The sequence below is a fragment of the Helicobacter bilis genome, from assembly GCF_001999985.1.
Classification (GTDB): domain Bacteria; phylum Campylobacterota; class Campylobacteria; order Campylobacterales; family Helicobacteraceae; genus Helicobacter_A; species Helicobacter_A rappini.
Genome location: NZ_CP019645.1, coordinates 999,810 through 1,014,878, shown reverse-complemented (window position 1 = coordinate 1,014,878; position 15,069 = coordinate 999,810). Strand labels below are relative to the sequence as shown.

The following is a 15,069-nucleotide window of genomic DNA, read 5'->3' as shown; positions in this document are numbered from 1 at the left end:
CATTTCATTTACTTTATATTTTAAGGAGATAGTATGTCAATACTACAACACGACATAATGGCACAGGCACAAGGCAATACAAAGACAAAAGCAAAGGCAAGCACACTAGCTAAGGCAAATACACTAGCTAAAGTGAGTATAGTAGCAGCCCTTACACTATGGGGGGGGGGGGTAACTAACCCTCTTTTTGCTAAAGAAGTAAATAGCGATATTGGCTCTGATGCCCTTAAAAATAATCATAATGAAGCAGAATTAACATTTGGACAAAACGCCAAATTCACAGCGGAACAGACACTAGGCAGCAACACAACAACCATTATAAACAATGCAGATAAAATCGGTGGGGTTTCTGGGGATAAAAAACTCACCATTAACGCAGACAATAAAAATCCAACAATCACAATCACAAATAAAGTGGGCGGAAGCAACTCATGGAATGCAGAGATTGACGCCCAAGCGTATGAGGGTGAGCTTGTCATCGAGAATGGCACAGCTGAAGCAGCAGCAAAATGGAGTAAAAAAGTAACAGGGGCAAGTGCAAAGGGAGATAATAAAAAACTCACAATAAACAACGCCCATGCAGAATCTGAATGGAGTGGTGCGATAGAAGCTAAGCAGTCAATCACTACAATCGATAATAAAGGTAAAATCACGGGTGCAATCACTGGTGCTGAAGGGGCTGTTACAGTCAATAATAGCGGCACAATAGAAACAGGGGCTATAACAGGTGCTGCTGGTGGCTTGACTATCAAAAATGAAGAAAATGGCACTATCAAATCAGCTACAACAACCACAGGACAATTTAACCTTACAAATAATGGCAAGATTGAAGGAACTATCACAGCAAGTGGCGTAACAGAAATTATGAATAATGGCACAATATCTGGTGCTATCACTATGAATGGCACAAATAAATCTACACTTACCAACTTTGGCACAATCAGTGCTGAAGTAAAATTAAGCGGCGGTAAAGACACAGCAAATGCTTCAAAACTCGTAAATAATCATGGCGGTGAAATCACAAAAATCACTTTCAATGACGATCATGGTGTGATAGAAAATCAAGGTATAATAGGCGATCAAAAGACTGCAACCAATGTAGCCATAGGGCAAACAGCATCTAAAGCAGGACATACGATAAGAAACCTTACAGGCGGACAAATCGTCTCTAAAATCGAGATGAAAACAGCAGCCGCAGATGGTAAAATCAATAGCATAGACAATCAGGGCGTAATCTCTGGTGCTATTGAGTTTGGTGAAGGACAAGATAAAGACGCAAAAGGTGGCGGTATCACAAATAGCGGGACAATTAGCGGCACAACGCTACTACAAGGTAAAAACATAAACCTTACAAACTCTGGTAGTATCACTGGTGAGATTACACTAAAAGGTGGCACAGCAACTGCAAATGAGCATTTAACAATCACAAATAGCGGTAGCATAGATAAAATCACACTGAATGAGACAAATAGCGTAGCACATATAAGCAATAGCGGTAGCATTGGTTCGCTAAACTTTGCACAAGCTGGCACAGCAGTGCTTGGCAAAAACTTTGCTGTAACGCTTGAAGATAAAGCAAGCTATGATACAAATGGTGCGATAAAGATTGATGGCAACACAAATGCTACAATCAAGCTTGAGGGTGTAAGCAATGCAAGAGCAGCAGGGGATAAAGCCTTTATCGTAAATATAGGACAAGGCTTTCAAGTAGGTGAAGCCTATGATTTGAAAAACTTTATTAAAGCAAATGCTATTCAAAACGCACAAGGCGGAAACATCAAAGATACTCTAGCCCAAAGCCTTGAGGGTAGAATAGATACTACACAAAATATCTATGATATTAACTTCAGTAATGGTGCTATGACTATCAGCGTTGAAGCAAACAAATCAATAGGCGCATTAGGTGCTATCCAATCTATTGCTAATATGAACTCTCAAATGACACGCGCACAAAGCATTATTGATGGTGTGTTTGATGCAGTAGCTACAGGTGAGATAGGAAATCTTTCTTATCCAAGAGAGGGTGCTATATCTGCACAATACACAGGTGCAAGTAAAAAATCTAAGCTAGAAGAATTAGCAGAAGCAGTAGAATCTGAAAAAGATCCTAAAGCAAAAGAAGAAAAACTAGCATTATTACTCGCTGAAAAAGAGAGAGCAAATAAATCATGGATAGGTTTTGCTACTCCATACTTCTCTACATCAAGCATTGCTGCTACAGGCTTTGCTGCTACAAATGGAAGTGCTATGGGCTTTGTAGGTGGTGCTGCAAAAGCTCTTGATAATGGTGTATTATTTGGAGCACACATTGGTGTAGAAAGTCAAAATGCAGGTAAAGTTGGTGCTGAAATGCAATCACTAGGCAGCAGCTTTATGGCAGGTGTGCATACTAAAATGCCTTTAGGACAAGTAAATAAAGCAAGTCTAAGTCTAGTGCCATTTGTAAAACTTCAAGCTAATGCTATGTTAGCTGCAAATAGCTATCGCTTAACACCTTTAATGGATACTACAAGAGAAGCTACAGGACTTGTAAGTGGCTTTAGTGCAAGTGCATTGTTTGGTTTAGATATGCCTACAAACTTTGGCTTTATTACACCAGAAATAGGTCTAATGCAACAAGCAGTGATTATGCCAGAACTTACATTTAATAGCTTTAATACAGCAGCTAATAATCAAACAATAAAAGGCACAACAGCAACACCTATGTATCTATTAGCACAAATTAGATATACAAAAGCTATTAAACTAGAGAAAATATCATTATTCCCAACTATTAAAGCAGGTATCCGCTATGCAATGGCAGGTAATAGCTTTGTAAGCTCTATAAATGTGCAAAATGGACTTTTCTATGCTACAAATAACATTGATAGCTTTGTAGGTGTGCTAGAAGCAGGACTAGGAGCTAAACTAGGACAAAATACAGCTATTAACCTATCTTATGGTGGTGAGTTTGGTGCGCAAGTAAAAACTCATAACATTAATGTAAGAGTTGGTTGGCAATTTTAATCTCTTATAGTTTAATATAAGGGTTTGATTGGCAATTTTAATCTCTTATAGCATTGATATAAGAGATTATTTTATGTCATGTGCTAGACTTGCAAAGAAGCTCGTGGCAATCTCTCTCACTTTATGTGGGCTAGGGGCTTTATAGGGTGTAATTTTAGAATCTATATCTTAACTGATTTTAGATAGGCATAATAGATTCTAAAACTTTAACCTTATGTGTTCTTTGATACTTTTACAGGTTTTAAATCTTTTGTCATTTTGACTTTATTTGTTATTTTGGCTTTCTTTGCCATTTTAACTTGCCTTGTCATTTTGAGCGTAGCGAAAAATCTAGCATAGACTAAGCTAAGTAATCTTTGTTTTAAGATTCTAATCTAAGGTTTATAAGATTCTAAGGTTTAGATATTTAGATATTTCATGCTTACGCATTTGCACGAGCGAAGCTCTTGCCCACACTTGCAAATATGACAAGGTTGGGTTTATACACATAGATATGGCAAGGGTTTGGATTGCTTCACTTTGTTTGCAATGACAAAAAGCATATTAATAACATGTTAAACTTTAAATCTTGTCATTGCAAGTTTTACAGAAAAGCTCATGGCAATCTATATTTTCATTATGTTAAGCTTTGTTATTATTGCATAACAATAAAGCTTAACATAATTACAAGTCTTTTTTTAAAGACTGAAAGAGAGGTTTAAGGATATTTTATATTTGGGTGGGTGCAGGGCTTAAGGGTGCAAATAGAATCTCATGCGCTAGATTCTATACAAGGTGTTTTGACATAGTCTTAACATGACAAAGTTTAAGAGATAATCTCATAGCTTTTGGCACTATGAGTTGTAGTTACTATGCTGTGTTTTGCATAGCCAATAGATACTATTTTTTAACTTGTTTTTTCATTTTTAACCTTACCATGTTGAGATACATGTAAAAAAACTCACTCATGATTCTAAATCTTTAGAATCAACAACCTAAAACTTGAAAATTAAACTTTGGAATGTAGGCCATTTGGCTTACTATTAAGCTTATTTTAGCTTTTCTATAGCTTGTCATGTTAAGGTAGGCAAAACACTTTTTTACTTTTTTAGTTTTTACCTTTTTTATGACATTATGAGACTTCTTTGTATTATACAGCATTGTATAATTTCATATATGTATATTATTTTTTGGTTTATTAAAGAACATTTATTAGATTCTCTGTTTATATAGACTAGCTTTACTTCATCGCAATATATTCTGCATTAAATACCAATAAACTCTAATTCACATTATATTCATGTCTTTTTCACTTAATATTCACTTAATATTCATGTATAATATATAATTATAAGCTTAATTCACTATTTTTATACTATACTACGAAAACAAAAAGTGAATATACTAAGGATAAATATGGATAACACAAACCTACTTCAAAGACTCCAACATGAAATACCAGAAAATGAATATCAACAATACATAAGTAAAATCTCTTTTGATTCTATGAACTCAACGCCAAATCATCTCATCTTTATAGCCCCAAATATATTCATAGCAAACTGGGCGAAGAATAAATACACAAAGCTTATGCTAAAGATTCTAGAAGTTAAGACAATCGATGAAATCAAAATAGAATTTATAACAAAAAATCAACACAATAAAACACCCACAGAAAATAATACAACTAGAAAATACATAACTACAAATAATCAAACTTTCATAAATAAAAATTCTTCATTTAATAGCTTTATAGTAGGCGAATGTAATAAATTTGCCTTTGAAACCGCAAAAGAAATAGCAAAAAATCAAGGTAAATGGAATCCACTCTTAATCTATGGCAACACAGGATTAGGAAAAACGCATTTATTATATGCTATCTGCAATGCTGTATATGAAAGAACACCAAACGCAAAAATTGTATATATAACCGCAGAAAGTATGTTTAATGAATACAGACATAGAATCCAAAACAACACAATGCAACATTTTAGAGAGAGATTTCGCTCATGTGATTATTTACTCATTGATGATGTGCAGTTTTTATCAAATACAGATAAATTCCAAGAAGAATTTTTCAATACCTTTAATGTCATAGTCCAAGAAGGCGGACAAATCGTAATGACAAGCGACAAAGCCCCAAAACTCATAGATAAACTTGAAAAAAGGCTAAAATCCCGCTTTGCAGGGGGTATGATGACAAAGATAGAATCTCCAGAGCTTGATATGAAAATAAATATTATTAAGCAAAAATGTGCGTTAAATAACATTACGCTTGAACCAAATATAATAAATTTTATCGCCACACAACTCCATGATAATATACGCGAAATAGAAGGAACAATCATTGATATATACGCCAATATGTCAATTATGAATATACCAATAACACTTGAAATAGTAAAAAATATACTAAAAGACAGAGAAATAGAGGAAAAAGCCACAAACTTTGATGATGTAGTCAATCTTATAGCAAGAGAATATAACATTAAACCAAGTGAAATAAAAACAAAAACAAGGGGTAAAAAAATCATAGCAAGATCAAGAAAAATAGTAGCCTATATCGCAAGAGAAGCAATCAATACGACTTTTCCCCATATTGCAACAGAGCTAAACCTAAAAGACCATAGTGCAGTAAGCAAACAAATAAAATCAATCAAACAAGAAATGGAAAAAGACAATGCACTAAAAATAGAAGTGCAAAATCTCTTATCAAAACTCAAACAAAATACACAATAACTACGAAAATAAAGCCATATTCCAATATATTTTTGTTATACTTCTTACTTTGTTTGTGTCCTAAAAATGAATTAAATGTGAATAAAAATAGCAAAATACAAATGCCAAAAAGTGCCTAATTAACGCTTTAAAACAAAAATAAAAAACTTTATTCACATTATTCAAGCACACTACTATAACCACTATACTTTATTAAAAGGGAAAACGCATGAATATGATAAGCATTGATAAAAGCATACTCGACCAAGCCATAACCAATATGCAATCAGCAGTCAATAAGAAAAATGTGATCGATATCACCGCAAATATATCCTTAGAAACAATTGATAATAATCTTATCCTTAAAGCAACAGATCATGAGATATACATACGCACAATACTCAAAACAAACTCATTACAAGGTGAGATAAAATGTGCAGTAAATGGTGAAGCAATAGGTAACTTCATAAAAGGACTAAATGATTCTGAAGTTATCATAGAGCAAGACAATGAGAATCTTTATATAAAACAAAATAATGCTTCAGTATTTAAAATCCCAATCTTTGAAATAAATGAACTCCCTTTTAGTCAAAACTACAAAAATGAACAACAAGGCTTTCAATCAATAGATATAAATAACAATTTCTTATTACAATCTCTAAAAAAGATTATGCACTGCTGTAACGATAAAGAAACATTTAATATCGCTATGCAAGGTATCCTTTTTGAAGTTAAAGATAAAGAAATAAATATCGCAGCAACAGATTCTAAACGACTAGGCTATATACAAAAACAAACAGAATGCGATAAAGATTTTATAAGCATTATCCCTAAAAAAACATTACAAGAGATTCTAAAACTATTTTCAACAGATTGTGAGCTATACATTAAGCCAATACAAGATAGCAATAAAATAGAAACATTATGCTTTGTAAGTGAGAATATAGAATTTTATGCAAAGCTTATCAATGCAAACTTCCCAGATTTTAAAAGCATTATTGCAAATAAACCGCAACTACCAACATTAAAAATCAATAAAGAAAAGATTCTAAAAACTCTTAATCAAATGAATGCTATATGCCAAAGAGCCAAAGTTACATTTGAATCTAATAAAATCATTTTTGAAACTCTAGAGGGTATAAATGGTGCAAGCGCCTCAATTACAATCAATGATATAGAAAATCACAAAGCAGAGCCAATGACAATAGGACTTGTGAATAGACATTTATTAGAATGTATCAGTAATATTAAACAAGATGAGTTTGAAATCATTATTGATGATCCTTATAAACCAATCTTTGTAATAACAAAGGATTTTGAAGAAGTTATCATGCCACAAATCATATAAAAAATTCTATAAATAAAGAGAAAGGAAAAATAATGGAAAATACAACAAAAGAATACTTAGCAGATAATATCAAAGTCTTAAAAGGGCTAGAAGCGGTTAGAAAACGACCGGGTATGTATATCGGCGATACAAATACAAATGGTTTGCATCACATGATATATGAAGTCGTGGATAACTCTATCGATGAAGCAATGGCAGGATTCTGTAAAAATATTAAAATTACTCTCACAGACAAAGGCAGTGCTATCATTGAAGATGATGGCAGGGGAATCCCTGTTGATATGCACCCAACAGAGAATATGCCAGCAGCAACGGTTGTTTTAACCGTATTACATGCAGGTGGTAAGTTTGATAAAGATACTTATAAAGTATCAGGTGGCTTGCATGGAGTTGGTGTAAGTGTTGTAAATGCTCTCTCTTGCAAGCTTATTATGACAATTTATAAGAATAATAAAATCTATAAGCAAGAGTTTGAAAAAGGGATACCAACTACAGAATTAGAAATAATTGGTGAGACAAAAAAACATGGCACTACTATTGAATTTTTCCCAGATCCAGAGATTATGGAGATAACAGAGTTTGATTCTAATATACTTACTCGTAGATTTAAAGAGATGGCATATCTCACACATGGCATAAAGATAAGATTCAAAGATGAAAGAGATGGTAGCGATACTACATTTCATTTTGAGGGGGGTTTAAGCCAATTTATAGAAGATATTAATAAAAAGACTTTAATCACACAGATTCTAAGCTTTGAGGCAACAGAAAATGAATATGACTCAGAGATAGAAATTGCCCTAGCCTATAATGAAGGCTATGATGAAAAGGTGCTAAGCTTTGTAAATAATATTAGAACACCAGATGGTGGCACACATGAAGCAGGTTTTAGAGCAGGGCTTAGTCGTGCGATATTAAACTACATTGAAGCAAACGCGAATACACGCGAAAAAGATGTAAAAGTATTAGGCGATGATGTAAGAGAAGGTTTAGTCGCTATCGTTGCAACCAAAATCATGGATCCACAATTTGAGGGACAAACAAAGGGTAAATTAGGCAGTTCATTTGTAAAAGGCATAGTCCAAAAGCTTACTTATGAAAAAATGGCAAAGTTTTTTGAAGAAAATCCTACTCAAGCAAAGCTTATCATGCAAAAAGTGCTTATCGCAGCAAGGGGCAGAGAAGCAGCAAAGAGAGCAAGAGATTTAACTAGAAAAGATAATAAAGTATCAGTTTCTACATTACCGGGTAAATTTGCTGATTGTCAAAGCAAAGATCCAAGCGAATGTGAAATCTATCTTGTAGAAGGTGATAGTGCGGGTGGCTCTGCAAAGCAGGGAAGAGATAGAAGATTCCAAGCGATACTGCCTTTACGCGGTAAGATTCTAAATGTTGAGAAATCAAGGCTTGATACAATCCTAAAAAGTGAAGAAATCAAAAATATGATTACTGCCTTTGGTTGTGGCATTGGCGATGAGTTTAATGAAGAAAAATTACGCTATCATAAAATAATCATTATGACAGATGCCGATGTCGATGGTAGCCATATACAAACCTTACTTATGACCTTCTTTTATCGCTATTTTAAGCCTTTAGTGCAAGGTGGATATATCTATATCGCCCAGCCACCACTCTATAAATATAAACGCAATAAAAAGGAAGTCTATCTCAAAGATGATAAAGCTTTGAGTGATTTTTTGATAGAAAATGGCATAGAGCATTTCAACTTTAAAGGCATAGGGCATAATGAATTATTACAGATTCTAAAGATTATCGCACATTACAGACAGCTTGTAAATGATTTAGAGAGACGATATAGTGTGCAGTATGTCTTAAGATATTTAGTCGAAAACGAGCTTGACACGCATGATTTAGAATCTTTATCTAAAAATATAGAATCTTATCTTTTAAGTAAGCAGTATAATGTCTTAAAAAAGCATATTGATGAAGTAAGTATCACGCTAAACGCACAAACAAATCTAGGCATAACAGAGATAAAAATCACGCGAAACCTATTCCATGATATAAGCTTTAAAGAATGTAAAAGGATTTATCAAAAAATCACTGAAAGAGAGCTTGAGTTTTTAGAGGGTAAAGACATTATAACAGGCTTAGAAGAGATTGAAGAAGCCACAAGGAAAAAGGGCGATATAAGCCGATATAAAGGTTTAGGTGAGATGAATAAGGAAGAGTTATGGGAAACTACCATGTCCCCGCAAAATCGCACTCTAGTCCAAGTAAAGATAGAAGATGATGAAATGGCAGATGAAATGTTTAATATCTTTATGGGCGATGAAGTAGAGCCAAGACGACAATATATCCAAAAACACGCCCGAGATGTTAAGAATCTTGATGTGTAGTTATGTCAAGTATCACATTTGCTTAATATGAATTTTATGTGTGTTTGCAAAAGTAATAATGCAAAACTTGTTACCTCTATTATTGGCAAAGTATCTAAAAAATCCACCCCTAAATCAAATCTGCTACAATACTACATAAAATTAACACAATATGGATTTCACTTGCAACGCATAAAATATAGCATGAATACAAAATATGGCTTTAGCATACTAGAAGTGCTACTTGCGATATTTGTTCTTGGAATCTTAGGGGTAAGCCTTATGAAAAGCATAAGTGCCTTAAAAGCACAAAACTACAAAATACAGCATTTTCTTGTAACAAATGCAAGTCTTTTTGAAACACAGCTTTTTATCAATAGACATTTAAGCAGTATAAAGCCAGAAAGCATTATAATAGCACCAAATAACATATCATGGGAGCAATATGACAAGCTTTTTATTGATACAGATAAAGGCGAATATATGGATTTTTCTTTAAATGCCACAAAGGCTAATTTAACCTTACAAAATGATAATCTGTATTTTAACAACGCCATTTTATTGCATAATGTCAAAAGTATGCAGTTTGTTAGAGAAAAGATAAACTCACATGATATTCTCTCATATAGAATCTGCTCTACCAATATATGTATAGCAGATTCTATAATCCTTGAAAAAGTAAGACAAAAAATGCCCACAATAAAAACAAAGATATAAATCCATGTCTTTTAATACAAAGAAAAGTTTTATAAGCCTTTATGCTCTGCTTATCACACTTGCTATAAGCCTTAGTGCCTTGCATACTCTGCGGACACTTACTATAAAGCAGGATATAACACTTATGCTATATTTTCAAAAGCAATCGCTTCTATACGCAAAGACCTTGCATGATATAGCCTTGCAATGTTATAAACAATATGCAAGTAAGGATTGCAAAAAAGATTCTATCCAGTTTGACCCGCATTTTTATGGGGAATACATTTTTCACAACGCAACTATAAAAGAGGGTAAATCTCAAGCTGATAAAAAAGTGCAAGTGCTAGATATTGTGATATACTCACAAACGCTATTAAGCACACACCCATTGAGATATGCGAAACGCTATATTTTAGAGTAAAGGAAGGAAGTGTATGAATATTTTGGAACAGGTGATAAATGATGCAATAAAACATAATGCAAGTGATATTCACCTAACACATAATGGAATCTATTTTCGTGTGAAAAAGCAGGTATTGCTTTATAACATAGCCTCTAGTATCATGCCTTTCATAACTTCATTAGAAAACCTTTGCAAAGACTTAGAAAACGAGCAAAGTGTTAGTGTGTACATTGGGGAAGTGCGATGCCGTATCAGTAAATTTACAACTATAAATGGTGCGAGTTATGCTATCCGTATATATAATAATCAAATGCCAACACTAGATTCTATACAAGCACCCCTAGCCCTAGCAAAGATTTGTGAAAACACAAGCGGCTTAATCCTTGTATGCGGCACAACTGGGGCTGGTAAAAGCACGACCCTTGCAGCTATGATAAATCATATCAACACAACCACAAAAAAACATATCCTAACATTAGAAGACCCAATAGAATATATCCATAAAAGCAATAAATCTCTAGTCAATCAAAGAGAGATAGGTTTGCATTCTAAAAGCTTTGAATCTAGCCTTATTGCAAGTCTAAGAGAAGATCCTGATGTGATTCTAATAGGCGAGATTCTAAGCCCAGAAGTCTTAACTCTTGCTATCACACATGCTTTAAGCGGACATTTAGTGCTTGCAAGCTTTCATGCGAATAACTGCATGGACGCTATAATGCGAATGATAGGTATGAAGCAAAGTGATTGTAATATACGCGCAAATCTTGCGACATGTTTGCAGGGCATTATCACGCAGAAACTTTATGATAATGGAGAGAGACTAACAGCTGATTTTGAGATTCTCATCGCAAATCCTGCAGTTAGTGCGCTCATTAAAGATGATAAAATATGGCAGCTAGATTCTCAAATCTCTATGGGTAAATCAGTTGGTATGCAACATTTTAGTAAAATATGATAGAATCCAAAGTTTCGTTGATACATTAAGATTTTAAGGAAATATATGCAAAAACAGCAAGTAAAAATGCGTGTTCTTGACTGGTGGAATAAGGATTGCGAAGAAAATTTTTACAATAATTTTTTCATTCAGATATTACAAAAGAAATATGATGTAGTATATAGCGATAAGCCTGATTTCATTCTTTATGGACCTTGTGGTTATGAACATTTAAAATATGATTGTGTGCGTATTTTTTATACAGCAGAGAATATTCGTCCAGATTATAACATAGCAGATTATAGTATAGACTATGATTATATTAAGTTTGGAGATAGACATCTGAGATTGCCCTATATGTTTTGGGTTTTTTGTGATGAAATGCGACAAAAAGAGATGGATAATAGGATAAGCCTGCTGGATAAAAAGGAAAAATTTTGTGGTTTTATGGTAAGCAATAATGCCTTAACAGATAAGAGAGATATGTTTTTTGAAGCATTAAGTAAATATAAAAGAGTAGATTCTGGTGGTAGATGGAAAAACAATATAGGCGGAAATGTCGATGATAAAATTGAGTGGTTAAAGTCCTATAAATTTAATCTTTGCTTTGAGAACTCAAGCTATCCGGGCTATCTCACAGAAAAGCTATTTGATGCGTTTTTAGCTGGTTGTGTGCCAATCTATTGGGGAGATACAAGCCTTAGAGTCCATAAAAATACAGAAAACAATAATGAAAATATATCTTTAGATTCTAAAAATAATGAAGCTATAAATAATCGGGGGGGGGGGGGGTAATGATACCTTTGATATGAGAATCCCTAATATTTCTCACTCACTCATTGATTATGAAATAAACCCAAAAGCCTTTATTAACGCACACAATTTTCCAACTTTTAAGGATTTAGTAGACGAAATAAAAAGGATTGATAATGATTCTTATGCTTTTGAATCTATATTAAGAGAACCTATATTTCTTAATAATTTTAATCCGCATGAATTTTATACTGAACAAATATCAGCATTTTTAGATCATATCATTACGCAAGGTGCAAATGATGCAAAGAGATGTGGTGATGGGTATTGGCTAAGAACACATTTAGAATTTAGACGCATAAGTGCAAAGTATTGGAATCTTCCTTCGGATTTCCTACATTATTGTTTTAAATATAGAAAAATTATTCAAGGAGTCCGTGATATTTCTGAATATCCTAGAAACTTTATGCGTTTTTTACGTCGAAAATAGAGGTGTCTTAAGTTGTTTGTTTTTAAAATATAGTTGTATCTCACACGGATAGATTTCGTATTTATATTGTCATATATGTAAACATAAATACGAAATTAGGTTCTGCAAAGTCATTTTACTACCTTTATCTACCCTCAATCCTTTAACGAATGGAGCGACTTTTGCTTTATAATGATGTAGTATCCCAAAATTATATAGTTAAATATGCTATAATACTAGCAAATTTGAATAGATGAGGTTTATTGTGAGCATTCTTGGTATGCTTTTTCGACCACTTTTTGCGACTGTGCTTATTGGTGTGAATTATAACACGACTGCGTGTAGCATTAAGGTTGTGAAAAAACGCGGTGGTCATATCGTAGAAGAGATTGATAAAGAATTTAAGATTCTAGATGGGAATCTCTCTGCTGAAGTGATTAAGTTTATTAAGAAGCTAAAGTCTCGTTACGCATATAGCTATGTTGCTATACTTTCTAAGAATACAGAACAAGTCCTAGTCCCCGGTGTGAAGAAAAATCAATTTGCCGCATTTAATGTAAATGAGAAAGAATATAAGTTTATAAAGCTGCCTAGTGCCTTTGCCTTTATACTAAAAGATGATATTACGCAATATCAAAATATGTTTAAAAAAGCTATGGGATTAGACTTTTTATTCTCACCTTTTGTGTTGCTGTTTTTTAAAGCAAAAACTTTTGTGGGCGATAGACCAAAACTTTTTGTGTTACAGGAAAAAGAGGATTTATCAGTATTAGTTTTAACGAGAAAGGCTATTTTATATGGCTCATTTTTACCTATGAGTGCGGGAGAGAGTGTAACAAATATAAGAGATTCTCTGCCTTCTTCTCTCTCTGAAGATACGCTAGTATCTACTACAAGCACACAATCTGGTTCTACCGCACAAGGCTTAGATGATTTAAATACAGAGCTTGGTGGATTAGAAGATGAATTAGAAGATTATGAAAACTTTGACTTTGATAGTCTTACAAGTGAGGCAAGTGAAAATGTAAGCGGCTCAAGTGATGATGACGATAGTGGTGGCTCTAGTATGGATAACCTGCAGGATTTAGGACGATCTACGACTATTATTAATCTTTTACAAGCCGCAATCAAGGATTTTTATAATAATTCATTATATGAAAGTGATTTTATTGAAGAGATTGTATTTTTTGATTGTTATGGAATCTCATCTCAAGCCGTGGATAATATAAAGTCAAATCTTATGATAGATTTTTCACTTATTGGGCTTGATTTATTGAGAGAATTAACAAATGTTATGCAGATTGAGTTAGATAGTTAGGAAATATTATGACTTATAGTTTTACAAAAGCAACAACAAAGCATGTATTAAAACCAGCTACAAAAATTTGGGGATTCTACTTTATACTTGCTTTTGGCATTTTAATCGTCTTTAAAGTCCAGCTTTTATTACAAGTAGAGAATCTAAAAGAAACACAGAATCTAGCAAAGGCAGAGCAAGAAAGAATAGTGCAATCAACAAAGAATCTAGAGCAAGAAAGCGAGAGATTATACTATGAGCTTGAAGTCGCACAAAAGATTAATGTAAGAGATGAAAAGCTGCGTATGCAGATACAAAATATTATAGCTATGATTCCACAAGGGGTGCAAATAAGCACGATAAGATTTGAGAATAATCAGCTTTTTATGCGTGGGACTACCATCAGTAGAGAGCTTTTTGAGACTTCATTGCAGTCGCAATTACGCACAATTTATGCAAGAAGTAATGCAAGTTTTTATGAACTCCCAAGCGGTTGGCTAAACTTTGAATCTATCAGTCAAACCTTAAGCGATGATGGCTTGATTGAGAGAATTGATAATATATAAGGCGTGAATATGGCAATATTAAAAGATGTAGAACCAGATATTATTTTCCGTCATATTGTATGGAGTGTGCTATTTATTGCCGCGGTTGCTTACTATATCAATGTAGATATTATGCCAAATGTTGATAGCTATAAAGAACAAGTGCGATTTACTCGTGTAACACAAGATGTGCTTGCTAGCACAAAGGCGGTGAGAGATAATGCACAAGCAAAGATTAATGCCTTTTCAGGTGCTAATCATGAGAAAATAAAAGTCTTTAATGGCGTGATTAATGAATCTGTAATACGCAAGAACTTACCTAAGGGCTTTTTACGCATAAATGTAAAAAAGATGGGCGAAGAGCTTATACCGCAAGACCAGCTTAAAAAGCAGTTTTATGCTATCACAGGCGAAGTAGGGATTAATAATCTAGCCTTAATCCTTGATATTGTGCCAAAACTACATGCAAAAAATATCAGTGCGATACTTGAGCTTCCATTTGTAGTGCAAAAGACAAAGAAAGGGAATCTATCCTTTGAATTACGCATTGCTATCACTCAAAGCACATATAAACGCTAAATA

The 15,069-nt window shown here is 33.6% G+C and carries 12 protein-coding genes; all 12 read left to right on the top strand.

The features are described from left to right. The first annotated feature begins 33 nt into the window (after positions 1–33). The gene (locus XJ32_RS04795) at positions 34–3,006 is read left to right on the top strand and encodes a hypothetical protein (RefSeq protein WP_077388521.1); all 2,973 of its coding nucleotides are present in this window, start codon (positions 34–36) and stop codon (positions 3,004–3,006) included. Positions 3,007–4,401: 1,395 nt separating this feature from the next. Further along, on the top strand, positions 4,402–5,724 hold the full coding sequence (gene dnaA / locus XJ32_RS04790) for a chromosomal replication initiator protein DnaA (protein ID WP_077388520.1): 1,323 nt from the start codon (positions 4,402–4,404) through the stop codon (positions 5,722–5,724). A gap of 208 nt (positions 5,725–5,932) precedes the next feature. Continuing rightward, positions 5,933–7,051: a DNA polymerase III subunit beta gene (dnaN, locus tag XJ32_RS04785; protein ID WP_004086338.1), complete on the top strand. Its 1,119-nt coding sequence runs from the start codon at positions 5,933–5,935 to the stop codon at positions 7,049–7,051. Positions 7,052–7,083: 32 nt separating this feature from the next. Then, on the top strand, positions 7,084–9,411 hold the full coding sequence (gene gyrB, locus XJ32_RS04780) for a DNA topoisomerase (ATP-hydrolyzing) subunit B (protein WP_077388519.1): 2,328 nt from the start codon (positions 7,084–7,086) through the stop codon (positions 9,409–9,411). A 162-nt stretch (positions 9,412–9,573) separates the two neighbouring features. Continuing rightward, complete coding sequence (locus XJ32_RS04775) at positions 9,574–10,107, top strand: type II secretion system protein (protein ID WP_077390138.1); 534 nt, start codon at positions 9,574–9,576, stop codon at positions 10,105–10,107. A 4-nt stretch (positions 10,108–10,111) separates the two neighbouring features. Next, the gene (locus tag XJ32_RS04770) at positions 10,112–10,507 is read left to right on the top strand and encodes a hypothetical protein (RefSeq protein WP_077388518.1); all 396 of its coding nucleotides are present in this window, start codon (positions 10,112–10,114) and stop codon (positions 10,505–10,507) included. A 13-nt stretch (positions 10,508–10,520) separates the two neighbouring features. Then, positions 10,521–11,444 (top strand): type IV pilus twitching motility protein PilT, encoded by a 924-nt coding sequence (locus tag XJ32_RS04765; RefSeq protein WP_077388517.1) that lies wholly within the window; start codon positions 10,521–10,523, stop codon positions 11,442–11,444. Positions 11,445–11,489: 45 nt separating this feature from the next. Next, complete coding sequence (locus XJ32_RS12765) at positions 11,490–12,218, top strand: glycosyltransferase family 10 domain-containing protein (protein WP_254422490.1); 729 nt, start codon at positions 11,490–11,492, stop codon at positions 12,216–12,218. Between the two features lie 13 nt (positions 12,219–12,231). Further along, positions 12,232–12,666: a hypothetical protein gene (locus XJ32_RS12760; RefSeq protein ID WP_254422489.1), complete on the top strand. Its 435-nt coding sequence runs from the start codon at positions 12,232–12,234 to the stop codon at positions 12,664–12,666. A gap of 244 nt (positions 12,667–12,910) precedes the next feature. Then, a complete protein-coding gene (locus XJ32_RS04755) occupies positions 12,911–13,963 on the top strand; it encodes a DUF8341 domain-containing protein (RefSeq protein WP_254422488.1) in 1,053 nt (350 codons plus the stop codon). 8 nt (positions 13,964–13,971) lie between these two features. Continuing rightward, a complete protein-coding gene (locus XJ32_RS04750) occupies positions 13,972–14,508 on the top strand; it encodes a hypothetical protein (RefSeq protein ID WP_004086246.1) in 537 nt (178 codons plus the stop codon). A 9-nt stretch (positions 14,509–14,517) separates the two neighbouring features. Next, a complete protein-coding gene (locus XJ32_RS04745; protein WP_005216698.1) occupies positions 14,518–15,066 on the top strand; it encodes a hypothetical protein in 549 nt (182 codons plus the stop codon). Positions 15,067–15,069: the final 3 nt, after the last annotated feature.

Bases quoted from the DNA above. Each gene is read 5' to 3' on its own strand.
- XJ32_RS04795 (WP_077388521.1), top strand. From the start codon at position 34: ATGTCAATACTACAACACGACATAATGGCACAGGCACAAGGCAATACA.
- dnaA (WP_077388520.1), top strand. From the start codon at position 4,402: ATGGATAACACAAACCTACTTCAAAGACTCCAACATGAAATACCAGAA.
- dnaN (WP_004086338.1), top strand. From the start codon at position 5,933: ATGAATATGATAAGCATTGATAAAAGCATACTCGACCAAGCCATAACC.
- gyrB (WP_077388519.1), top strand. From the start codon at position 7,084: ATGGAAAATACAACAAAAGAATACTTAGCAGATAATATCAAAGTCTTA.
- XJ32_RS04770 (WP_077388518.1), top strand. From the start codon at position 10,112: ATGTCTTTTAATACAAAGAAAAGTTTTATAAGCCTTTATGCTCTGCTT.
- XJ32_RS04765 (WP_077388517.1), top strand. From the start codon at position 10,521: ATGAATATTTTGGAACAGGTGATAAATGATGCAATAAAACATAATGCA.
- XJ32_RS12765 (WP_254422490.1), top strand. From the start codon at position 11,490: ATGCAAAAACAGCAAGTAAAAATGCGTGTTCTTGACTGGTGGAATAAG.
- XJ32_RS12760 (WP_254422489.1), top strand. From the start codon at position 12,232: ATGAGAATCCCTAATATTTCTCACTCACTCATTGATTATGAAATAAAC.
- XJ32_RS04750 (WP_004086246.1), top strand. From the start codon at position 13,972: ATGACTTATAGTTTTACAAAAGCAACAACAAAGCATGTATTAAAACCA.
- XJ32_RS04745 (WP_005216698.1), top strand. From the start codon at position 14,518: ATGGCAATATTAAAAGATGTAGAACCAGATATTATTTTCCGTCATATT.